The 18,299-nt window shown below is 75.7% G+C and carries 15 protein-coding genes; 8 read left to right on the forward strand and 7 right to left on the reverse strand.

Annotated elements, in window-relative coordinates; translation table 11 throughout:
- Positions 1-38 precede the first annotated feature (38 nt).
- From hutI to hutU, 4 genes are read right to left on the reverse strand one after another with little or no spacing between them, the layout of a single operon-like run.
- Positions 39-1,220, reverse strand: a complete 1,182-nt coding sequence (hutI, locus tag PH191_RS15130; protein WP_274195451.1) for an imidazolonepropionase — start codon at positions 1,218-1,220, stop codon at positions 39-41.
- The gene (locus tag PH191_RS15135) at positions 1,217-2,542 is read right to left on the reverse strand and encodes a formimidoylglutamate deiminase (RefSeq protein WP_274195452.1); all 1,326 of its coding nucleotides are present in this window, start codon (positions 2,540-2,542) and stop codon (positions 1,217-1,219) included. Before PH191_RS15135 ends, hutI begins: the two co-directional genes overlap by 4 nt.
- Positions 2,533-3,717 (reverse strand): allantoate amidohydrolase, encoded by a 1,185-nt coding sequence (locus PH191_RS15140; protein WP_274195453.1) that lies wholly within the window; start codon positions 3,715-3,717, stop codon positions 2,533-2,535. Before PH191_RS15140 ends, PH191_RS15135 begins: the two co-directional genes overlap by 10 nt.
- Positions 3,714-5,363, reverse strand: coding sequence for a urocanate hydratase (gene hutU, locus PH191_RS15145; RefSeq protein WP_274195454.1), 1,650 nt, complete (start codon positions 5,361-5,363; stop codon positions 3,714-3,716). Before hutU ends, PH191_RS15140 begins: the two co-directional genes overlap by 4 nt.
- 78 nt (positions 5,364-5,441) lie before the next feature.
- Between hutU and PH191_RS15150 the strand changes: the two genes are divergently transcribed.
- Positions 5,442-6,203 carry an IclR family transcriptional regulator gene (locus tag PH191_RS15150; protein WP_274195455.1) on the forward strand — a complete coding sequence of 254 codons (762 nt, stop codon included), beginning with the start codon at positions 5,442-5,444 and terminating at the stop codon, positions 6,201-6,203.
- Here the strand turns inward: PH191_RS15150 and PH191_RS15155 are convergent.
- Complete coding sequence (locus tag PH191_RS15155; RefSeq protein ID WP_274195456.1) at positions 6,181-9,156, reverse strand: AfsR/SARP family transcriptional regulator; 2,976 nt, start codon at positions 9,154-9,156, stop codon at positions 6,181-6,183. The two genes, PH191_RS15150 and PH191_RS15155, sit on opposite strands and share 23 nt — an antisense overlap.
- Before the next feature lie 150 nt (positions 9,157-9,306).
- Between PH191_RS15155 and PH191_RS15160 the strand changes: the two genes are divergently transcribed.
- Both PH191_RS15160 and PH191_RS15165 read left to right on the forward strand, forming a co-directional pair.
- Positions 9,307-9,918: a GNAT family N-acetyltransferase gene (locus PH191_RS15160; protein WP_274195457.1), complete on the forward strand. Its 612-nt coding sequence runs from the start codon at positions 9,307-9,309 to the stop codon at positions 9,916-9,918.
- 61 nt (positions 9,919-9,979) lie between these two features.
- Complete coding sequence (locus PH191_RS15165; protein WP_274195458.1) at positions 9,980-10,330, forward strand: VOC family protein; 351 nt, start codon at positions 9,980-9,982, stop codon at positions 10,328-10,330.
- 1 nt (position 10,331) lies between these two features.
- Here PH191_RS15165 and PH191_RS15170 read toward each other — a convergent pair whose 3' ends face one another.
- Positions 10,332-11,306 carry an ornithine cyclodeaminase family protein gene (locus PH191_RS15170; protein ID WP_274195459.1) on the reverse strand — a complete coding sequence of 325 codons (975 nt, stop codon included), beginning with the start codon at positions 11,304-11,306 and terminating at the stop codon, positions 10,332-10,334.
- A 6-nt stretch (positions 11,307-11,312) separates the two neighbouring features.
- Between PH191_RS15170 and PH191_RS15175 the strand changes: the two genes are divergently transcribed.
- From PH191_RS15175 to PH191_RS15195, 5 genes are all read left to right on the forward strand, one after another.
- Positions 11,313-11,843 carry a hypothetical protein gene (locus tag PH191_RS15175; RefSeq protein WP_274195460.1) on the forward strand — a complete coding sequence of 177 codons (531 nt, stop codon included), beginning with the start codon at positions 11,313-11,315 and terminating at the stop codon, positions 11,841-11,843.
- A 71-nt stretch (positions 11,844-11,914) separates the two neighbouring features.
- Complete coding sequence (locus PH191_RS15180; protein WP_274195461.1) at positions 11,915-13,348, forward strand: HNH endonuclease signature motif containing protein; 1,434 nt, start codon at positions 11,915-11,917, stop codon at positions 13,346-13,348.
- A 263-nt stretch (positions 13,349-13,611) separates the two neighbouring features.
- Entirely contained in the window at positions 13,612-14,250 is a 639-nt protein-coding gene (locus tag PH191_RS15185) for a cupin domain-containing protein (protein ID WP_274195462.1), read from the forward strand.
- A 67-nt stretch (positions 14,251-14,317) separates the two neighbouring features.
- Positions 14,318-14,467: a hypothetical protein gene (locus tag PH191_RS15190; RefSeq protein WP_274195463.1), complete on the forward strand. Its 150-nt coding sequence runs from the start codon at positions 14,318-14,320 to the stop codon at positions 14,465-14,467.
- A 12-nt stretch (positions 14,468-14,479) separates the two neighbouring features.
- Positions 14,480-15,127 carry a hypothetical protein gene (locus PH191_RS15195; protein WP_274195464.1) on the forward strand — a complete coding sequence of 216 codons (648 nt, stop codon included), beginning with the start codon at positions 14,480-14,482 and terminating at the stop codon, positions 15,125-15,127.
- A gap of 15 nt (positions 15,128-15,142) precedes the next feature.
- Here PH191_RS15195 and PH191_RS15200 read toward each other — a convergent pair whose 3' ends face one another.
- Positions 15,143-18,298: an acetyl-CoA carboxylase family protein gene (locus PH191_RS15200; protein ID WP_274195465.1), complete on the reverse strand. Its 3,156-nt coding sequence runs from the start codon at positions 18,296-18,298 to the stop codon at positions 15,143-15,145.
- Between the last annotated feature and the right edge of the window lies 1 nt (position 18,299).

Below are 18,299 nucleotides of genomic sequence, written 5' to 3' on the forward strand. Positions count from 1 at the left end.
CGGCGGGTCGGCCTCCGGGCGGACCGGGATGTGGGTGCTCACGCTCGGGCCTCCTCGAGACGGGGTGCGGGACGCACGCGACGGCCGGCGCGCCACACGGCCGCGGTCAGCGGGACGCCGGGGCGCTGGGCGAGGTCGACGACGGTCGGTGCGTCGAGGACGTGCAGGTCGGCGCGGGCCCCGACGCGCAGGTGCCCGACGTCGTCGCGGCGCAGCGCCCGGGCGCCGCCGAGGGTCGCGGCGCGCACCGCCTCCTCGACGGACAGGCCGGAGCGCAGCACCGCCAGGGACACGCAGAGCGCCATGGACGTGGTGTAGCAGCTCCCGGGGTTCGCGTTGCTCGCCAGCGCGACCGTCACACCCGCGTCGGTGAGACGCCGCGCCGGCGGGGCGGGCTGGCCGGTGACCAGGTCGCACGCGGGCAGCAGGGTCGCCACCGTCGACGAGCCGGCGAGCGCGTCGACGTCGGCGTCGGTCAGGTGCGTGGCGTGGTCGACCGAGGCGGCGCCGGCGTCCACGGCCACGCGCACCCCGGGGCCGGGGCCGAGCTGGTTGCCGTGCACCCGCCCGCCGAGCCCGCGCGCGGCGCCGGCGGCGAGCACCCGGGCCGCGGCGTCGGCGTCGAAGGCGCCCTCCTCGCAGAAGACGTCGATCCAGCGCACGTCGTCCGCGACGGCGTCGAGCATCGGGCCGCAGACGAGGTCGAGGTACTCGTCGGTGGTGGTGTCGGCGGGGGTCAGGTGGGCGCCGAGGAAGGTGACCTCGTCGACCTCCTCCGCGGCGATCCGGGCCGCGCGGGCCTCGTCGGCGACCGAGAGCCCGTAGCCGGTCTTGGTCTCCAGACACGTGGTGCCCTGACCCACGGCCTCCGCGACGTGGCGGCGCAGCCGGGCGGCGAGGTCGGCGTCGGACGCGGCGCGGGTGGCCGTCACCGTCGTGCGGATCCCCGCCGCCGTGTACGGCCGGCCGGCGGCCCGCTGCGCGAACTCCTCGCGCCGGTCGCCCGCGAAGACCAGGTGGGTGTGGCTGTCGACCCAGCCGGGCAGCACCGCGCGGCCCTCGACGTCGACCGCGGTGTCGCAGGCGGGGGCGTCCCGTGCGCGCCCCGTCCAGGCCACGCGGTCGCCGTCGACCACCAGGGCGAACGGCCCCGGGCCCGTCGGTCCGTCCGGGTCGTGCGTGGTGAGCTCGCCGATCCCGGTGATCAGCTGGGTCGTCATGCCGCCTCCTGCGCGCGGGCGTGCAGGGCGCCGATCTCGGCGGCCAGGCGCGCCGCGGGCCGCTCGACGAGCTGGTGGACCCCGTCGCGGACGATCACCTGTCCGCCGACCCGGACCTCGCGGACGTCGGCCGCCGACGCGGCGAGCAGGACCCCGTCCGGCCGGGCGCCCGCGGTGCGCACCGAGGCGGTGTCGACGGTGACGAGGTCGGCGGGCGCCCCGACGGCGAGGCGCGCGCCGTCGGTGCCGGCGTCCAGGAGCTCCCCGGGCGTGAACCGTTCCCGCACGCCGTGGCGCAGCCGCTCGTGCATCTCCAGCGCGCGCATCTCCTCGAACGGGTCGACGACGGCGTGGCTGTCGCTGCCCAGGCACAGCGGGACGCCGGCCAAGGCCAGTGCGCCGGCCGGGCCGATCCCGTCGCCCAGGTCCCGTTCGGTCGTCGGGCAGAAGCAGGCCCGCGCGCCGGTGCGGGCGAGGCGGGCGACGTCGTCGTCGGTGAGGTGGGTGGCGTGCACCGCGGTGGTCTCGGGCCCGAGGGCGCCGGCCTCGTCGAGGAGCACGGTCGGGGTGCGGCCGTGGGCGGCGAGGCAGACGGCGTTCTCGTCGGGCTGCTCGGAGAGGTGGACGTGCAACGGCCGGTCCCGCGCCCAGGCCGCGACCGTCGGCAGGGCCCCGCGCGGCACCGCACGCACCGAGTGGATCGCGGCGCCGACGCGGACGCAGCCACCGTGATCCCCCGCGCCGTCGTCGAGCGCCGCGACGCGCTCCGCCCGCGCCGCCCAGGTCTCGACGTCGGCGTCGGCGAAGCGGCGCTGGACGCCCTCGGGCGGGCGGCCGATGCCGCCCGCGAGATAGCAGGTGTCGAGCAGCGTCAGCCGCAGCCCGGCCGCCGCGGCGGCGTCGACGAGCGCGCGGTCCATCGCGATCGGGTCGGCGTAGGGACGCCCGCCGGCAGCGTGGTGCAGGTAGTGGAACTCGGTGACCGCGGTGTGCCCGGCGAGCACCATCTCGGCGTAGACGGCGGTCGCCAGCGTCCGGTAGCCGTCCGGGTCGAGGGCGGCGGCGAGGCGGTACATGCCCTCGCGCCAGCTCCAGAACGAGCCCGCCGCCCGGGCGGGGTGGCCGCGCAGGGCGCGGTGGAAGGCGTGGGAGTGCCGGTTGACCAGGCCCGGGAGGGTGAGCCCGGGCAGGACGGTGCCGTGGCGGGGCGCGCCGGGCGTGATCCCGGCGATCCGGCCGTCGACGATCTCCAGCGCCACCGCGGCCGTGGGACCGCCGGGACCGCCGGGGAGCCACGCCTGCTCGCACCAGATCAGCGACACAGCTCCTCCAGGACGTCGGCGAGGGCACGGACGCCGGCCGCGACGTCCGCGTCCTCGGCGTGCTCGTCGGGCGCGTGGCTGGCCCCGGTGGGGTTGCGGACGTACAGCATCCCGGTGGGCAGGTGCGCGGCGAGGACGCCGGCGTCGTGGCCCGCGGCGGTGGCGAGACGGCCGGCCCGCGTGATCGTCGCCAGCGTGTCGGCGAGTCCGGGGTCGAGGGTGACCTCGTCGGACACCGACTCGGCGCGCACCTCGACGGTGCACCCCTCGGCGGCGGCTGCGCTCTGTGCGGCGGCGGTGACGTCGTCGACGAGCGTCTGCGGGAGCGGGCCGCGGGCGTCGAGCCACAGGTCCACCCGGGAGGCGACGACGTTGGTCCCGCCGGGCACCGGGTGCAGGCGCCCGACGGTGGCGCGCGCGTCGTCGCCGTGGGCCTCCATCGCGGCGCGGGCGGCGAGCACCGTCGTCGCCGCCGGGATCATCGGGTCGCGACGATCGGCGCGACGCGTGGTGCCGGCGTGGTCGGCGCGCCCGGTGAACGAGAGCCGCCAGCGGCCGTGCGCCACGATCGTCGACCCGACGGCCAGCGCGTCCCCGCGCGGTGCGAGCGCCCGTCCCTGCTCGACGTGGAGCTCGACGAAGCGGCCGAGGCGGGCCAGTCGCTCCGGCTCCGGTCCGAGCCGAGCCGGGTCGTGGCCGCGTCCTGCGAGCGCCTCGGCGAGCGTCACGCCGTCGCGGTCGCGCAGCCCGCGCGCCCGGTCGGGGTCCAGGGAGCCGGTGAGCAGCCGCGAGCCCAGGCACGGCACCCCGAAGCGCCCGCCCTCCTCCTCGGCGAAGACGACCACCGCGAGCGGGCGTCCCGGGACCACGCCGCGAGCCCGGAGCGCGTCGACGGCCGCCAGCGCCGACACCACGCCGAGCGGGCCGTCGTAGGCGCCGCCGCCGGGGACGGAGTCGAGGTGGCTGCCGGTGACGACGGCGTCGGGCCCCTCGGGGTCGCCCCACCAGGCCCACAGGTTGAGGTTCGCGTCGGTCTCCACCTGCAGACCGCGCCGCCCGGCCTGCTCGGTGAACCACTCCCGCAGGGTCCCCTCGGCGTCGTCGCCGAGGTGGCGGGACCAGCCGCCGCGGCGGGGGTCGCGGCCGATGTCCTCGAGGTCGGTCAGCAGTGTCATCCCTGCTCCCGCTGTGTCTCTCGGAGGGGGATCCGCACCCCGCGCTCGTCGGCGACCTCGAGGGCACGGGGGTAGCCGGCGTCGGCGTGGCGGATCACGCCGGTGCCGGGGTCGTTGGTGAGCACACGCGCGATCTTGCGCCCGGCGAGCTCCGAGCCGTCGGCGACGCACACCTGCCCGGCGTGGATCGAGCGCCCGATCCCGACCCCGCCGCCGTGGTGCAGCGACACCCAGCTGGCCCCGGACGCGGTGTTGAGCAGGGCGTTGAGCAGGGGCCAGTCGGCGATCGCGTCCGAGCCGTCCATCATCGCCTCGGTCTCGCGGTGCGGCGAGGCGACGCTGCCGGCGTCGAGGTGGTCGCGACCGATCACCACCGGGGCCGAGAGCTCGCCGGACGCGACCATCTCGTTGAACCGCTCCCCCGCACGGTGGCGCTCGCCGTAGCCGAGCCAGCAGATGCGCGCGGGCAGGCCCTGGTGGCGCACCTTCTCCCCCGCCAGGCGCATCCAGCGCGCGAGCGGCTCGTCGTCGCCGAAGAGGTCGAGGACCGCGCGGTCGGTGGCCGCGATGTCGGCGGGGTCGCCGGAGAGCGCCGCCCACCGGAAGGGCCCGCGGCCCTCGCAGAACTGCGGGCGGATGTAGGCGGGGACGAAGCCGGGGATCTCGAAGGCGCGCTCGACGCCGGCGAGGCGGGCCTCGGCGCGGATCGAGTTGCCGTAGTCGAAGACCTCGGCGCCGTCGTCGAGAAACCCGAGCATGGCCTCGACGTGCACGCCCATCGAGTCCCGCGCCCGGTCGGTGAACTCCTCGGGCTTGGTGCGGGCGTACTCGCCCCAGTCGGCGAGGTCGACGCCGACCGGGAGGTAGGACAGCGGGTCGTGCGCCGAGGTCTGGTCGGTGACGACGTCGACGGGCGCGCCCCGGCGCCGGATCGCGGGCAGCAACGCGGCGGCGTTGCCGATGACGCCGACCGAGACGGCCTCGTGCGCGCTCCGAGCCGCCTCGACCCGGGCGAGCGCGGTGTCGAGGTCGTCGGCGACCTCGTCGAGGTAGCCGGTCTCCACCCGTCGGCGCGCGCGGGCGGGATCGGCCTCGACGACCAGTGCCGTCCCGCCGTTCATGGTCACCGCGAGCGGCTGCGCGCCGCCCATGCCGCCGAGCCCGGCGGTGAGCGTCAGGGTGCCCGCGAGCGAACCGCCCCGGGCGCGGGCGACGGCGGCGAACGTCTCGTAGGTGCCCTGCAGGATGCCCTGGCTGCCGATGTAGATCCACGAGCCGGCGGTCATCTGGCCGTACATCGTCAGGCCGAGGTGCTCGAGCCGCCGGAACTCCGGCCAGGTGGCCCAGTCGCCGACGAGGTTCGCGTTGGCGATCAGCACCCGCGGCGCCCAGTCGTGGGTGGTGAAGACGCCGACGGGACGCCCTGACTGCACCAGCAGCGTCTCGTCCGGGGCGAGGTCGACGAGGCAGCGCCGGATGGCGGCGAGGCTCGCGTGGTCCCGGGCGGCCTTGCCCGTGCCGCCGTAGACCACCAGGTCCTCGGGCCGCTCGGCCACCTCGGGGTCGAGGTTGTTGTCGAGCATCCGCAGCGCGCCCTCGGCGCCCCACGTGCGTGCCGTCATCGTCCGTCCCCGCGCTGCTGGCATGGGTCCCAGTGCAGCGCTCCCGCGACGTCCGGGACAGACGCTCTGGCCGTCCGGTGTCTGGGATACGAGACTGGGCCGATGGCCGGCGTCCCGGGGTTGCGACGCGGGCTCGCGATCCTGCGGCTGCTCGCGGCGTCCGAGGAGCCGTTGACCGCGACGACGCTCGCGGCGCGCCTCGACCTGCCCCGCTCGAGCACCTACCACCTGCTCACCGAGCTCGAGGCCGCCGGCGTCGTCGCCCACCTCCCCGACCGGGGTCGCTGGGCCGTCGGGATCGGCGCCTTCGAGATCGGGACGGGCTACCTGCGCCACCACCCGGTCGACGAGGTGGCCGGGCCGTCGTTGCGGCGCCTCGCGCGCCGGGTGGGCCACGACGTCCACCTCGGGGTGCTCGACGGGCGGGAGCTGCTCTACCTGCTGCGCGAACGCCCGCCCCGTCCGCAGACCCTCGTCACCGCCGTCGGCGTCCGGCTCCCCGCGCACCTGACGGCGTCGGGGCGGGCGGTCCTCGCCGGGCTCGCCCCCGCGCAGCGCCGCGCCGTCCTCGCCGGCGGAGGGCCGCCGACCCGGCGCACCGATCGCGGTCCGACGTCCCAGCGCACGCTCACGGCGGTGCTGGCCGCCGACGCGCGGCGCGGCTGGTCGGTGGAGGACGGGGAGGTCAGCCGCGGCTACGCCTCGGTCGCCCACCCGATCCGCGACGCCGGCGGCCAGGCGGTCGCGGCCATCAGCGTGACGTTCCCGCACCAGTGCGAGCCGGCGTGCGGCGACACCTTCGCCCCGCTCGCGCGCGTCGTCGGCCGCACCGCCGCCGAGATCACCCATCACCTCGGGGCATGATCGCGCGGGGGCGACGGTCCGTCAGTGCCTGCCGCGCCGTCCGGATGGCGCCACGAGCGTGGGCGTGCGTGCCGGCATGGTCGAGGAGGGCGCCGCGGCGGAGGGCGTCATCGGTCTCGGACGCACCCCACCTGTCCCGCAGGCGCGCCACCGTCGACTCGACCGGGGAGGCGTAGGGCCCGAAGCTCGGGTAGCGGTCCTGCGCCGCCAGGAGGGCCCCGGCCAGCACCGCCGCGTCGTCGGAGGCGTCGAGCCGGGCCAGGAGGACGACGAGGAAGCGCAGCAGCCAGAGCTCGACGAGCTCGTTGCCCACCTCGTCCTGTCGGTCGAAGAACGCGTCGAACCGGTCCAGTGCCTTCGCCGGTTCGCCGCTCCGGGCCGCGAGGGCGACGATCGCCCCGCGGGCGAGCATCTCGAAAAGCCGACAGTCGACCTCGTCCGCGTAGGCGATCGCGGTCGCGTACGCGGCCATGGCCCGCTCGACGTCGATGTTGGTGACCGCCTCCCCGACGACGTAGTGCGCCCAGGCAAGCATGCCCGGCCCGCCGCGTGCGCTCCGGGGAAGGAGCTCGTCCAGGATGCGCCGGGACTCCGCCGCACGGCCCGCGTAGACGAGGGTCTGCGCCACGGACACCTCGTCGGCCAGGGCGCGGCATTCCTCACCCGCGGCGCGATGCAGCTCCCCTGCTTCACGGAAGGCCGCCAGCGCGTCCTCCGTGCGGCCCCGGAACATCGCGATGTTGCCCTGCTGGGTCACCGCCCGCGCGCCCGCGGGCCGATCCGGGGCGGCCGCAAGGGCGCCGGACGCCGCGTAGCCGTCGGCCTCGTCCAACCGGCCGGCAGCCCAGGCCGCCGCGCTGGCCGCAGCCAGGGCCCGCGGCCGGCGCGGGTGGGCGAACTCCTCCGCGCGGTCCCACGTGGCCACGCGCAGTCCCCACGCGAGCAGGTCGAGGCGTTGGCGACCGTAGGCGTAGTCGTAGACGTCGCCCGCCAGAGCGACGGCGAGCCGCCGATCGTGCTCGACGGCGTGGTCCCAGGCGGCGTGGAGGTCGGGCACGAGACGGCCCACCCCGAGGACGGCCGAGGCCTCGGCGGGGGTCCACATCCGGCGGTCGAGCTCGGCGAGCCGCGCGCCCGTGTCGCGGGCGTGCCGCTCGCGCAGCCCCGGCTCCTCCCCCACCGCGACGAGCCGCTCGAGCGCGTACGTCCGCAACGTCTCGAGCAGCCGGAACCGCCCGATGCTGGCCTGCACCAGCGACTGCTCGACGAGTCGGGCCACGAGGCCCGCGACGACGTGCGCCGGGAGCGTCGCGTCCGCGCAGACCGACTCCACCTGGTCGAGCGAGAACGAGGCAGGGAAGACGGCCAGCCGCCGGAAGAGCTGTGCCTCCTCCCCGGTGAGCAGGTCATGGGACCAGTCGACGACGGCGCGCAGCGTGCGGTGGCGTGCGGCACCGGTGCGACGCCCACCGGCGAGGAGGTCGAGTCGCTCGCGCAGTCGATCCGAGAGGCCGGCCAGTCCGAGGGTGGGTGCCCGCGCCGCGCCGAGCTCGATCGCCAGCGGCAGCCCGTCGAGGCGCCGGCACAGTTCGGCCACCAGGGCCAGCTGCTCGCCGGTCAGGGCGCTCGGGTCGAGATCGGGCGCACGCTCGATGAACAGGCGCACCGCGGGGTTGGACCGGTCCGCGTCCTCGGGCAGGGGCAGGGGCGCGAGGACGCGGACACTCTCGTTGTCGAGCGCCAGTCGTTCCCGGCTCGTGGCGAGCACGACCAGGTCCGGGGCGCTCGCGGTCAACCGCTCGACGATCTCGGCGAGCGCATCGAGGAGGTGCTCGGCGTTGTCGAGGCAGAGCACGCCCGTGCGGTGGCGCAGCGCGGTGCACAGGGCGCCGGCGCCGTCGTCGCCCGGCGGCAGCTCCGATCCGGTCGCGTCGGCGAGGGAGGCCACCAGTCGGCCCGGCGTGACGGTGGTCAGGTCGGCCCACCATGCGGAGCCGCCGTCCTCGACGACGTGATGCGCGACCTCCAGCGCCAGCCGGGTCTTGCCGACCCCTCCCGGCCCGACCAGGGTCACGACCGGCCGGGTGGCGATACCCGTCCGGAGCAGGTGTAGTTCGTCCTCGCGCCCGATCAGCGGCGACGGGCGCCACGGCAGGGTCCGCTCGGTCGTCGGTGCAGTGGTCGCCGGAGCCGCGGGCGGGCGGGCGGCGCCGCGCGCGGACAGACCCGGGTCGTCGCGGAGAATGCGTGCCTCGAGATCGCGCAGCCCGGTCGTCGGGTCGAGCCCGAGCTCGGAGGCGACGTGCTCGCGGTGCGTGCGGTAGGCGTCGAGCGCCTCCGCGGGCCGGCCCGCCGCGTGCAGCCCGCGCATGAGCACCTCGACGGGCCGTTCGCGAAGCGGATACTCCGCGGCGAGGTCGCGCGCGCCGGCGACGGCCTCCGCGATCGAGCCCGCGGCGAGCAGCAGCGCCGCCCGGTCCTCCCGGGCGGACAGTCGCAGCTCCTCGAGGTGGAGAGCGGCCGGACGCGCGAAACCGTCCGCAAACTCGGCGTACGCAGGACCGCGCCACCAGGCGAGCGCCTCGTCCAGCAGCGCGACCGCCGCACCCGGATCGGTCGCCGAGCGCGCCAGCGCAGCGCGGTAGTCCGACTCGAAGCACACCGCGTCGATCGACGACGCGCCCACCACCAGCAGGTAGCCGGGCGAGCGGGTGACCACAGCACGCCCCGCGGCACCGAGCGCCCGGCGAACCCGGGCCATCACCTGGTGCAGCGCGTTGTCCGTCGGGTCGGGCGGGTCGGCCCCCCAGATCGCCTCGGCCAGCCGGTACGAGGGCACGACAGAGTTCGGCTGCAGCAAGAGGCCCGTCAACAGCGCCCGCGGCCCCGCGCCCGGCGGCACCCTCGCGTCGCCACCGGAGACCTCGAGCGGGCCGAGCACTCGGAACAGCATCGTCTGGCGTCCTGGTCGTCTCGTGCCCCCGCGAGGAGTGTCGCACGTTCCCCAGCTGTGACAGCGATTCGTCAGGAAGCGGTCAGGACGCTGCGGAACCTGGTCATCGACGGGCCGGAACGAGCCGGCCCCACCCAGAGAGGCAGCACGATGACCACAGCGACGACCGTTGCCGTCCGTCCCGCCACCACCGCGACCGTCGGGCTCCCCGACGTGCTCGCCCGCGCGTTCCAGGACGACCCCGTCTTCATCTGGTGGATCCCGGACGCCGACCGCCGGCGAGCCACCCTGCCCGCCTTCTTCGACCTGTTCGTCGAGACGTTCCTCGTGCACGATCTGATCTACGTCGCCGCGGATGCCACCACCACCGGCACGGCCGTGTGGGGCCCGCCGTCGAACCCGTCGGGGATCGAGGACGAGGACGCGTTCGTCGCCGGTGTCGAGCGGTCCGTCGCCGAGATCGATCTCCCGCGCGTCTTCGAGATCGTCTCGGCGCTGGCCGATCAGCACCCGACGGAGCCGCACTACTACCTGCAGTGGGCGGCCGTCCGCCCCGATCGGCAGGGACGAGGGATCGGGTCCGCGCTCCTCGCGCCCGTCCTGGAGCGCTGCGACCGCGAAGGCGTGCCCGCGTACACCGAGGCGACCAGCCTGCAGAACCGCAGGCTCTACGAGCGTCACGGCTTCGCGTTCATCGGCGAGGTCGCCGCCGCCGGAGGACCTCCGCTGTACCGGATGTGGCGCCTGCCGGCCGCGGGGTGACTGCCCCTCGCCGGGCGAGGGGAGCCACACTGAGCTCCCTTCGCCCGGACGAGGAGCCCCGATGATCACCGGAGCACACGTCATCCTGTTCAGCGCGGACGCCGACGCCGACCGCGCGTTCCTGCGCGACCTGCTCGGCACCCGCACGGTCGACGCCGGCGGCGGCTGGACCATCGCCGCGCTGCCGCCGGCCGAGGTCGCCGTCCACCCCACCGACGAGGCTCCGTCGCATGAGCTCTACCTGATGTGCGACGACGTCGAGACGACGACCGCCGAGCTGCGCGGACGGGGCATCGCCGTGGACCCGGTGACCGACCAGGGCTGGGGGCTGCTCACCGGCATCCGGCTCCCCGGCGGCGGGACGCTCGGCCTCTACGAGCCCCGGCATCCCGTGGCGGCCGAGCCGGGCTGAGCTACAGCGAGACGTCGACCCCGCGGCCGTCACGTCGGGCGGCCGCGAGCACCACCGACGCCGCGGCGGCGTCCTGCACCGCGACGCCGACCGACTTGAACACCGTCACCCGGTCCTCGTCCTCGCGGCCCGGTCGCCGGCCGTCGACGAGCTCGCCGATCTCCACCACGCCGTCCGGGTCGAGCTCCCCCGCGGCCACCAGATCGGCGAGGTCGTTCGAGCCGGCCGGGAAGGGCTGCAAGCTGGTCTCGCGGTGCTCGACGACGACCAGGGCCTCGCGCAGGACCGCCCCGTCGACCTCGCGGCCGTCCGGGACGTAGCCCACCGACGCGATGTGGGTGCCGGGCTGGACGTTCCCCCGTCGCAGGAGGGGCTCGACGGTGCTGGTCGCCGCGCATACGACGTCGGCGCCGGCAATGGCGTCGCCGATCGTGGTCCCGCGCGCGGGCAGCCCCTCGCCCTCGAGGTCCGCGGCGAGGGCGGCCGCCTTGGCAGGGTCACGGGCGCCGATGCGGACGTCGGTGAAGTCGTGGACCCGGCAGGCGTACCGGGCGTGCTCGCGCGCCTGGGGGCCGTTCCCGAGGACGGCGAGCACGCGCGACCCGGGCCGGGCGAGGTGCCGGATCGAGAGCGCGGAGCACGCGGCGGTCCGCGCCGCGGTGAGGAGGTCGCCGTTGACGAGGGCGAGCATCTCGCCGGTGGCCGGGTCGAACACGGCGATCGCGGCCTGGTGGACCGGGAAGCCCTGCGCCTCGTTGTCGCGGTAGACGGTCAGCAGCTTGGTCGCCAGCACTCCCAGCCGCGGGCTGTACGCAGGCATCGTGGCGAGCAGCCCGGCGTCGGGGATCCGGGCGGCGATGCGCGGCGGCAGCGACGCCTGCCCCAGGGAGAGATCGACCATCGCCTCGGCCACGGCGTCCACGAGCGCGTCCGGGTCGAGCAGCTCCTCCACGGCCCGCCGGTCGAGCACCCGCATCGCTCGATGCTCGACCCGCGTTCGGGCGGGGTCAAGAACGAGGGAGGCGGTGCTCTCGGTCGGTGTGTCATCACCCGATCGGGCACGTTCCGGATCCAGCGACGACTCGTGACGAGCGGCCTCCGTTCGGCCGTCCGAGCGGAGGCCGATTCGCGAATGTGTGTCGCCGACGCTCGCGGGGAGGTCCGCAAGTTCCTCGCGACGCATCCGTGCGAGTCGGTCTATCGCGCGCTGTTCGAGGTCCGGCGCGGTGACGTCGCCGCCGTCGTCGCAGTGGCGTGGATCGAGATGGTCCAGGAGAGCGACGCGACGGAACTGAAGGCGCTCGTCGATCGACCCGAGACCGGGAACGTCAACCAGTTGCCACTTCCTCGCGGCCAGGAGGTGGTGGAGGTCGTCGACCCTGCCTACGCCTCACGTCAGCGTGGGCGCCTGGTCGTCACGGTGGAGGCCCAGCCCGTGGCGGTCACTGCCTCGCAACGCGGTCTCGAGCAGATCGCCGAAGAGGCCGCAGACACCGCGAGCCGGCCGGAGTAGCCACGGCTCCGACCCGCCGTTCTTCCTGAACCGGCCCTTCGTTGTCAGGGGTCGGTTCTAGAATCGAACACATGAGCGAAGGCGTGGGTGTCGTGGAGCGCGAGGCGCTCGCGGCTGCCCGCGCCGAGGAGATCGCGGGCAACCAGGCCTACTACCGGCGCCTGGAGCGGATCGCGGAGATGGATCGGCTCGGGCTCGCGGCGGTGACGGGTGATCGCAGCACCGAGCGGTTGCTGCAGGAGAACTGGCGGTTGGACCCGTCGAAGGCCGGGCGGCTGGTCGCCGAGGCCGAGGACCTGGCCCCGCGCTTGTCGTTGCAGGGTCAGCCGCTGCCGCCGCGGTTGTCGTGCACCGCGACGGTGCTGGCCTCGGGGGAGATCTCCCCGGAGCACGTGGCGATCATCCGCCGCGCCATGACCAAGATCGACAGGATGGAGCACGTCGACCCCGCCGAGGTCCCGGCCGCGGATGCCTATCTGGCGGAGAAGGCGACGCTGTTCCCGCCGGCGACGCTGCGCCGGCTCGCCGAGGCGCTGCTGGCCAAGCTGGACCCGGATGGGGCGGCGCCGGATGAGGACGCCGACCTGTTCGACGACCTGAAGATGACCTCGGGCCTGGACGGCACCCTGGAGATGCGGATCCGGATCCACGACGCGGTCGATGCCGAGTCGATCCGCGAAGGCATCGGGGTGCTGGCCACCCCGACCGGGGCCGATGACCACCGGTCGTTGGGGAACCGGCAGGCCTGCGCGTTCAAGGAAGTGTTCGCCGACGCCCTCGGACCGAACGGGCTGGTCACCGACACCCGCCAGAACGAGGCCGAGGCCGACGAGCCGGGGCCTGGGCCCGGCCACGAGCACGGCACCGACCCGGAGGCCGATGACTCGGGAGCCAACGACACGGCTGGTGCCGACGAGACCGATGCCGTTGACGCCGGCGACGGCGCGCCGCTCGAGGACGCGTTGATCCCCGAACCTCGCCGCCCCGAACCCGCCGCGCCCGCAGCAGAGACCGCCCGCGGGCCCGGGCGGGCGCTGCTGACGATCACGATGGACCACCGCTGGCTCCAGCTCGCGACCGGGCACGGCACGCTGGACTCCGGCGCCCTGGCCGACCCGGCCACCGTCCGCCGCTGGGCCTGCGACGCCGACATCGTCCCCCTCGTCCTGGGCTCCAAGTCCGAGCCGCTGGACATCGGGCGCCGCTCCCGGTTGATCCCCGACGCGATGCGCCGGGCGCTGAACTTCCGCGACGGCGGCTGCGCCTTCCCCGGCTGCACCCGCCGACCCCGCCGCTGCCACGCCCACCACATCGACCACTGGGGCAACGGCGGACCGACCTCCCTCGACAACCTCACCCTGCTCTGCCGACACCACCACCAGGTGATCCACCACGGGCACTGGCGAATCGACATGATCGACGGCCTCCCGTGGTTCACCCCGCCACCCTGGATCGACCCCGACCGACAACCCAGACCCGGCGGACGATCAGCCGCCGTCGTCTGACCCGGCCAGAGAACGCTTCGAAAACCGAAGCGTCCCGAACAACCGGTGGCCCCGGCCCGGCTCCCGGCCCGCCGCCCCGCCCACCTCTCAGGTCGGGGGTGCCCTCGGGCGCGTTCCACGCCCGCACGCTCACCGTCAGGAGCACGCCGATCACCAGCCGCGCCCGGCCACCCGCACCGCGGGGCGAAGAGCGGCCATCTGCAGGCCATACAGGGGTGCGGAACGCCCCTACGGTCGAGGTGACGACCACACCAGGAGTCCCCATGGCCGCCGAGGTGAACCGCACCGGCAACGTCTACGTCAATCCCGTGAGCCGGGAGCGCGCCGCGGTGCTGGAGAGCGCGGCCGAGACCGGCGGCGAACGCGTCCGCGCCGAGCTCTGGGCGCCGCCGGGCGCAGCCGTGGCCTTCCCGCACGTGCACCCCGGACAGAGCGAGAGCTTCGAGGTCCTGGAGGGCCGGCTCGGGGTCCGCCACGGCCGCCGGATCAGCACCGCCCTGCCGGGCGACCGCGTCACCATCCCTGCGGGCGACGTCCACGCCTGGTGGACCGAGGGGGACCAACCGGCCCGGGTCCGGATCGAGATCCGGCCCGCCGGCCGCTTCGAGGAAGCGATCATGACCAGCTGGGGCCTCGCCGCCACCGGGCACACGACGCCGAGCGGGCGACCCGGCCTGCTCCAGCTCGCCCTGCTCGCCGAGGAGTGGGCCGACACGATGCGCCCCGCCTCCCCGCCCGCGTGGGCCCAGCGGCTGCTCTCGCGCACGCTCGGCCCGCTCGCCCGGGCGAGGGGCCTGCGCGGCATCCATCCCGAGCTCGAGGAGCGCATCCTCATCGGCCGGCTCGGGGAGCGTCTGACGGTCGCCGGATCCTCGCCCATGGCGCCCCACGAGTCGAGGTGACGTCGTCGGGGACAACCGCCCGGACGGACCTCTGGTCCGGCGACCCCTGGCGTGGCAGCGTTGCGGCATGGACATCGGCCCCGTCCGTCGGCGCCTCACCGCAGAGCCGATCAGCTCACCCGTGCCCGGCGAGGACTCCCCCGAGCGGGAGCCCGTCATGATCGAACGAACCGTCGAGCACGACGATCCCGAGACCGTCGCGACGTCCCGCACCTGACGTGCGGTCGTCGTGACCCTCCCGCCGCTCGATCCCGTCCGGCGCGGACCGGTCGCGAGCGCCCCCGGGGTCCCGGACCTCCCGGCCCCGATCCTGGGCTGGCGCACGTGGCGCGTCGGCCGGCGGGCCCAACGCCGCACCGAGCTCGTCGCCCCGCTCGCCGGGATCACCTGGCCCGCCCGCCAACCCATGATCGCGACCTGCGGGTCGCAACGGCACGCGCCGCCGGGTGACCGGTGCGCGTGCGGGCTCTACGCGGTGACCGACCCGGGCACGCTCGAGTGGGGTCCCTCGGACCACGAGGTGCTCGGCGTCGTGGCGCTCTGGGGCCAGGTCCTCGAGGGCGCCCGGGGCTGGCGCGCCTCGCACGCCTACCCGCGCTTCGTCCTCACCGGCCCGGCCATCCCCGGCGAGCAGCGCGCCGCGCTGGCCCGCCGCTACGGGGTGCCGGTGCACCGCTCCGAGATCCCGCCGCGCGGCCTCGCTTCGCTCCTGGGCCCGGACGCCGACGTGCTGCGCCACGGCGAGATCGCCGAGGTGGAGGCCGTGCTCGCCGCCCACATGCCGGGCTGGGCCGAGCGGTGGGAGGCGCGACGCCGCCAGGCCGAGGCCGCCGCCGCACGACGGCCGTGGTGGGCGGCCCTCCGAGGGCGACGCTGACCGACCGACATCCGCTCACGAGGGCCCGGCGCGGCCCAGCGCCCGGGCCAGGAGCACGCGGGTGTCGGCAGGGTCGATGACGTCGTCGATCTCGAAGACCGTCGCGACGCTGAGCGCCTTGCCGCGCTCGTAGTACGTCGCCACCAGCTCGTCGTAGCGCTCGCGACGGGCGTCGGGGTCGTCGATCGCGTCGAGCTCCTTGCGGTACCCGAGCCGCACCGCGCCCTCCAGGCCCATGCCCCCGAACTCGCCGGTCGGCCACGCGACGGTCAGGGCGGGCGCCTTCAGGTCGCCACCGGCCATCGCCATCGCACCGAGGCCGTAGCCCTTGCGCAGCACGACCGTGCACAGCGGCGCCGCCAGCCGGGCCCCGGCCACGAACATCGCGGAGAACCGGCGCACGGTCGCGGTGCGCTCCGCGTCCGGGCCGACCATGAACCCGGGGGTGTCGCACAGGCTGACCACCGGGAGCCGGTGCGCCCGGCAGAGGTCGAGGAACGCGGTGGCCTTGTCCGCCGCGTCACCGTCGATCGCGCCGCCGAGGTGCTCGGGGTTGTTGGCCAGGACGCCGACCGCGCGGCCGTCGAGGCGGGCCAGCGCGGTGACGATCCCGGCGCCGAAGCCGCCGCGCAGCTCCAGGACGCTGCCGGTGTCGAACAGCGCGTCGAGGACGGGCCGGATCGCGTAGGCGCGCAGACGGTTCTCCGGCACGAGGTGGCGCAGCGCCCGCGGGTCCGCGTGCTCGACCGCCGCCGTCCGGCCGTCGGAGGGCGTGACGTACGACAGGTAGCGCCGCGCTGCCGCGACCGCCGCCGGGTCGTCGGGGACGAGGACGTCGACGACGCCGTTGGCCCACTGCACGTCCATCGGGCCGACGTCGCCGGGAGCGACGGTCCCGAGACCGCCACCCTCGATCATCGCCGGCCCGCCCATCCCGAGGCTGCTGCCCTCGGTGGCGACGATCACCTCGCAGCTCCCGGCCAGCGCGGCGTTGCCGGCGAAGCAGTAGCCGGAGACCACGGCGAGGGTGGGGACGACGCCCCGGAGCTCGGCGAGCAGCCGGAACGTCGGCACGTCGAGCTGGGCGACCGCCGAGGTGTCGGTGTCGCCGGGACGTCCGCCGCCGCCCTCCGCGAAGATCACGACGGGCAGGCGCCCGCGCGCGGCCAGGGTGAACAGACGGTCGGTCTTGGCGTGGTTGTGGACGCCCTGCGTGCCCGCCAGCACCGTGTAGTCGTACGACATGACGGCCACCGCGAGGCCCGCGACCGTCCCGGTGCCGGTGATCAGCCCGTCGGCGGGGGTGCGGGCGACGAGGTCGTCGACGCTGCGGCGCGCGCGTTGGGCGGCGATCGTGAGCGCGCCGTACTCGACGAAGCTGTCGGGGTCGAGCAGGTCGTCGACGTTCTCGCGCGCGGTGCGCCGGCCCGCCTCGTGCCGCCGACGCGTCGCTTCGGGGCGTCCCGCGTCGAGACCGGTCTCGTGGCGGCCGAGGGACTCGGCCAGGTCGGCGCGCACGTGGTCGAGGTCCGTGGCGGTGGCCTCCTGCGCCGGGGCGTCGACGTCGTCGACCGGCGCGAGGAACGCGACGGGCACGCCGGCGGCGACCGTGTCGCCGACCTCCACCGCCACGGTGTCGACCCGGCCGGCGGCCCCGGCGTGCACGACGTGCTGCATCTTCATCGCCTCGAGCACCACGAGCTCGGCGCCGGCCGGGACGACGTCGCCGTCGGCGACCTCGATCGCGACGACCACGCCGTGGGTGGTGCTCAGCGCCGCCTCGGTGCCGGGCGGGGCCACCGGCGCCCGCGCCGCCGCCGCGGCGTCCGGCACGAGATCCGGGAGGTGCGCGTCGACGAAGGCGGTGTCGAGGGTGCCGTCGACCAGCTCCGGCCGGTCGAGCAGCGCCCGGAGGAGGGCGACGTTCACCGGCACGCCGTCGACGTCGAACTCGGCCAGCGCCCGCCGCGCGCGCCCGGCGGCCTGCGCGACCGAGCCGGCGGTGACGATCACCTTCGCGAGCAGCGAGTCGTAGCGGGGGCCGACGGCGAACCCGGCGTAGCCGTGGGTGTCGACGCGCACGCCGCGCCCGCTCGGGGGCTGGAACCGGGTCAGCGTGCCGGCCCCGCTCGTCACCGTGCCGTCGGCCGCGACGGTCTCGGTGTTGACCCGCACCTGCAGCGCGGTGCCCCGCGGCGCGGGTGTGGCGGTGAGGCCGAGGTCGGCGAGGGCCTCGCCGTGGGCCACCCGCAGGCCGGCCTCGACGAGGTCGACGCCGGTCGTCTCCTCGGTGACGGTGTGCTCGACCTGGATGCGCGGGTTCACCTCGAGGAGGGCCCGCTGCCCGTCGGCCACGAGGAACTCGACCGTCGCCAGCCCGGCGTACGCCGCGACGAGGCGCGTCGCCGCGTCGTGCAGGGCGGCACGCACGTCGTCGGGCAGCGCCGGCGCCGGCGCGATCTCCACGAGCTTCTGACGGCTCCGCTGCGCCGAGCAGTCGCGGTCGCCGAGCACCACGGTGCCCAAACCGTCGCCGAGCACCTGGACCTCGATGTGGCGCGCGTGCGGGAGCAGCTGCTCGACGTAGACGGCGTCGTCACCGAAGGCCGCGCGGGCCTCGGAGGCGCACAGGCGCATCGTCGCCTCGAGCACGCCGGGATCGGTGACCGGCCGCATCCCCCGCCCGCCGCCCCCGGCCAGCGCCTTGACCATCACCGCGCCGCCGGGACCGAGCGCGTCCAGGAACGCCCGGGCCGTCGCGAGGTCGGTGGGCCCCTCGGTGCCGGCGAGCACCGGAATCCCCAGCGCGCGAGCACGCTCCCGGGTGCGCGTCTTGTCCCCGAACAGCGCCAGCGTCTCCGGGTCGGGGCCGACGAAGGCGATCCCCCGGTCCGCGCAGGCCCGCGACAGCGCCGGGTTCTCGGCGAGGAAGCCGTAGCCCGGGTGCAGGGTGTCGCAGCCGGTGCGCACGGCGGCCCCGACGATCTCGTCGACGTCGAGGTAGGCCGCGGCGCCGACCCCAGGGAGCCGCACGGCCTCGTCGGCGCGGGCGACGTGCGCGCCGTCGGCGTCGTCGTCGGGGTGCACCGCGACGGTCGGCACCCCGAGCGCCGCGGCGGTGCCGAGGATCCGGACCGCGATCTCGGCCCGGTTGGCGACGAGGAGCTTCACC

Source organism: Actinomycetospora callitridis (genome assembly GCF_028737265.1).
GTDB lineage: Bacteria > Actinomycetota > Actinomycetes > Mycobacteriales > Pseudonocardiaceae > Actinomycetospora > Actinomycetospora callitridis.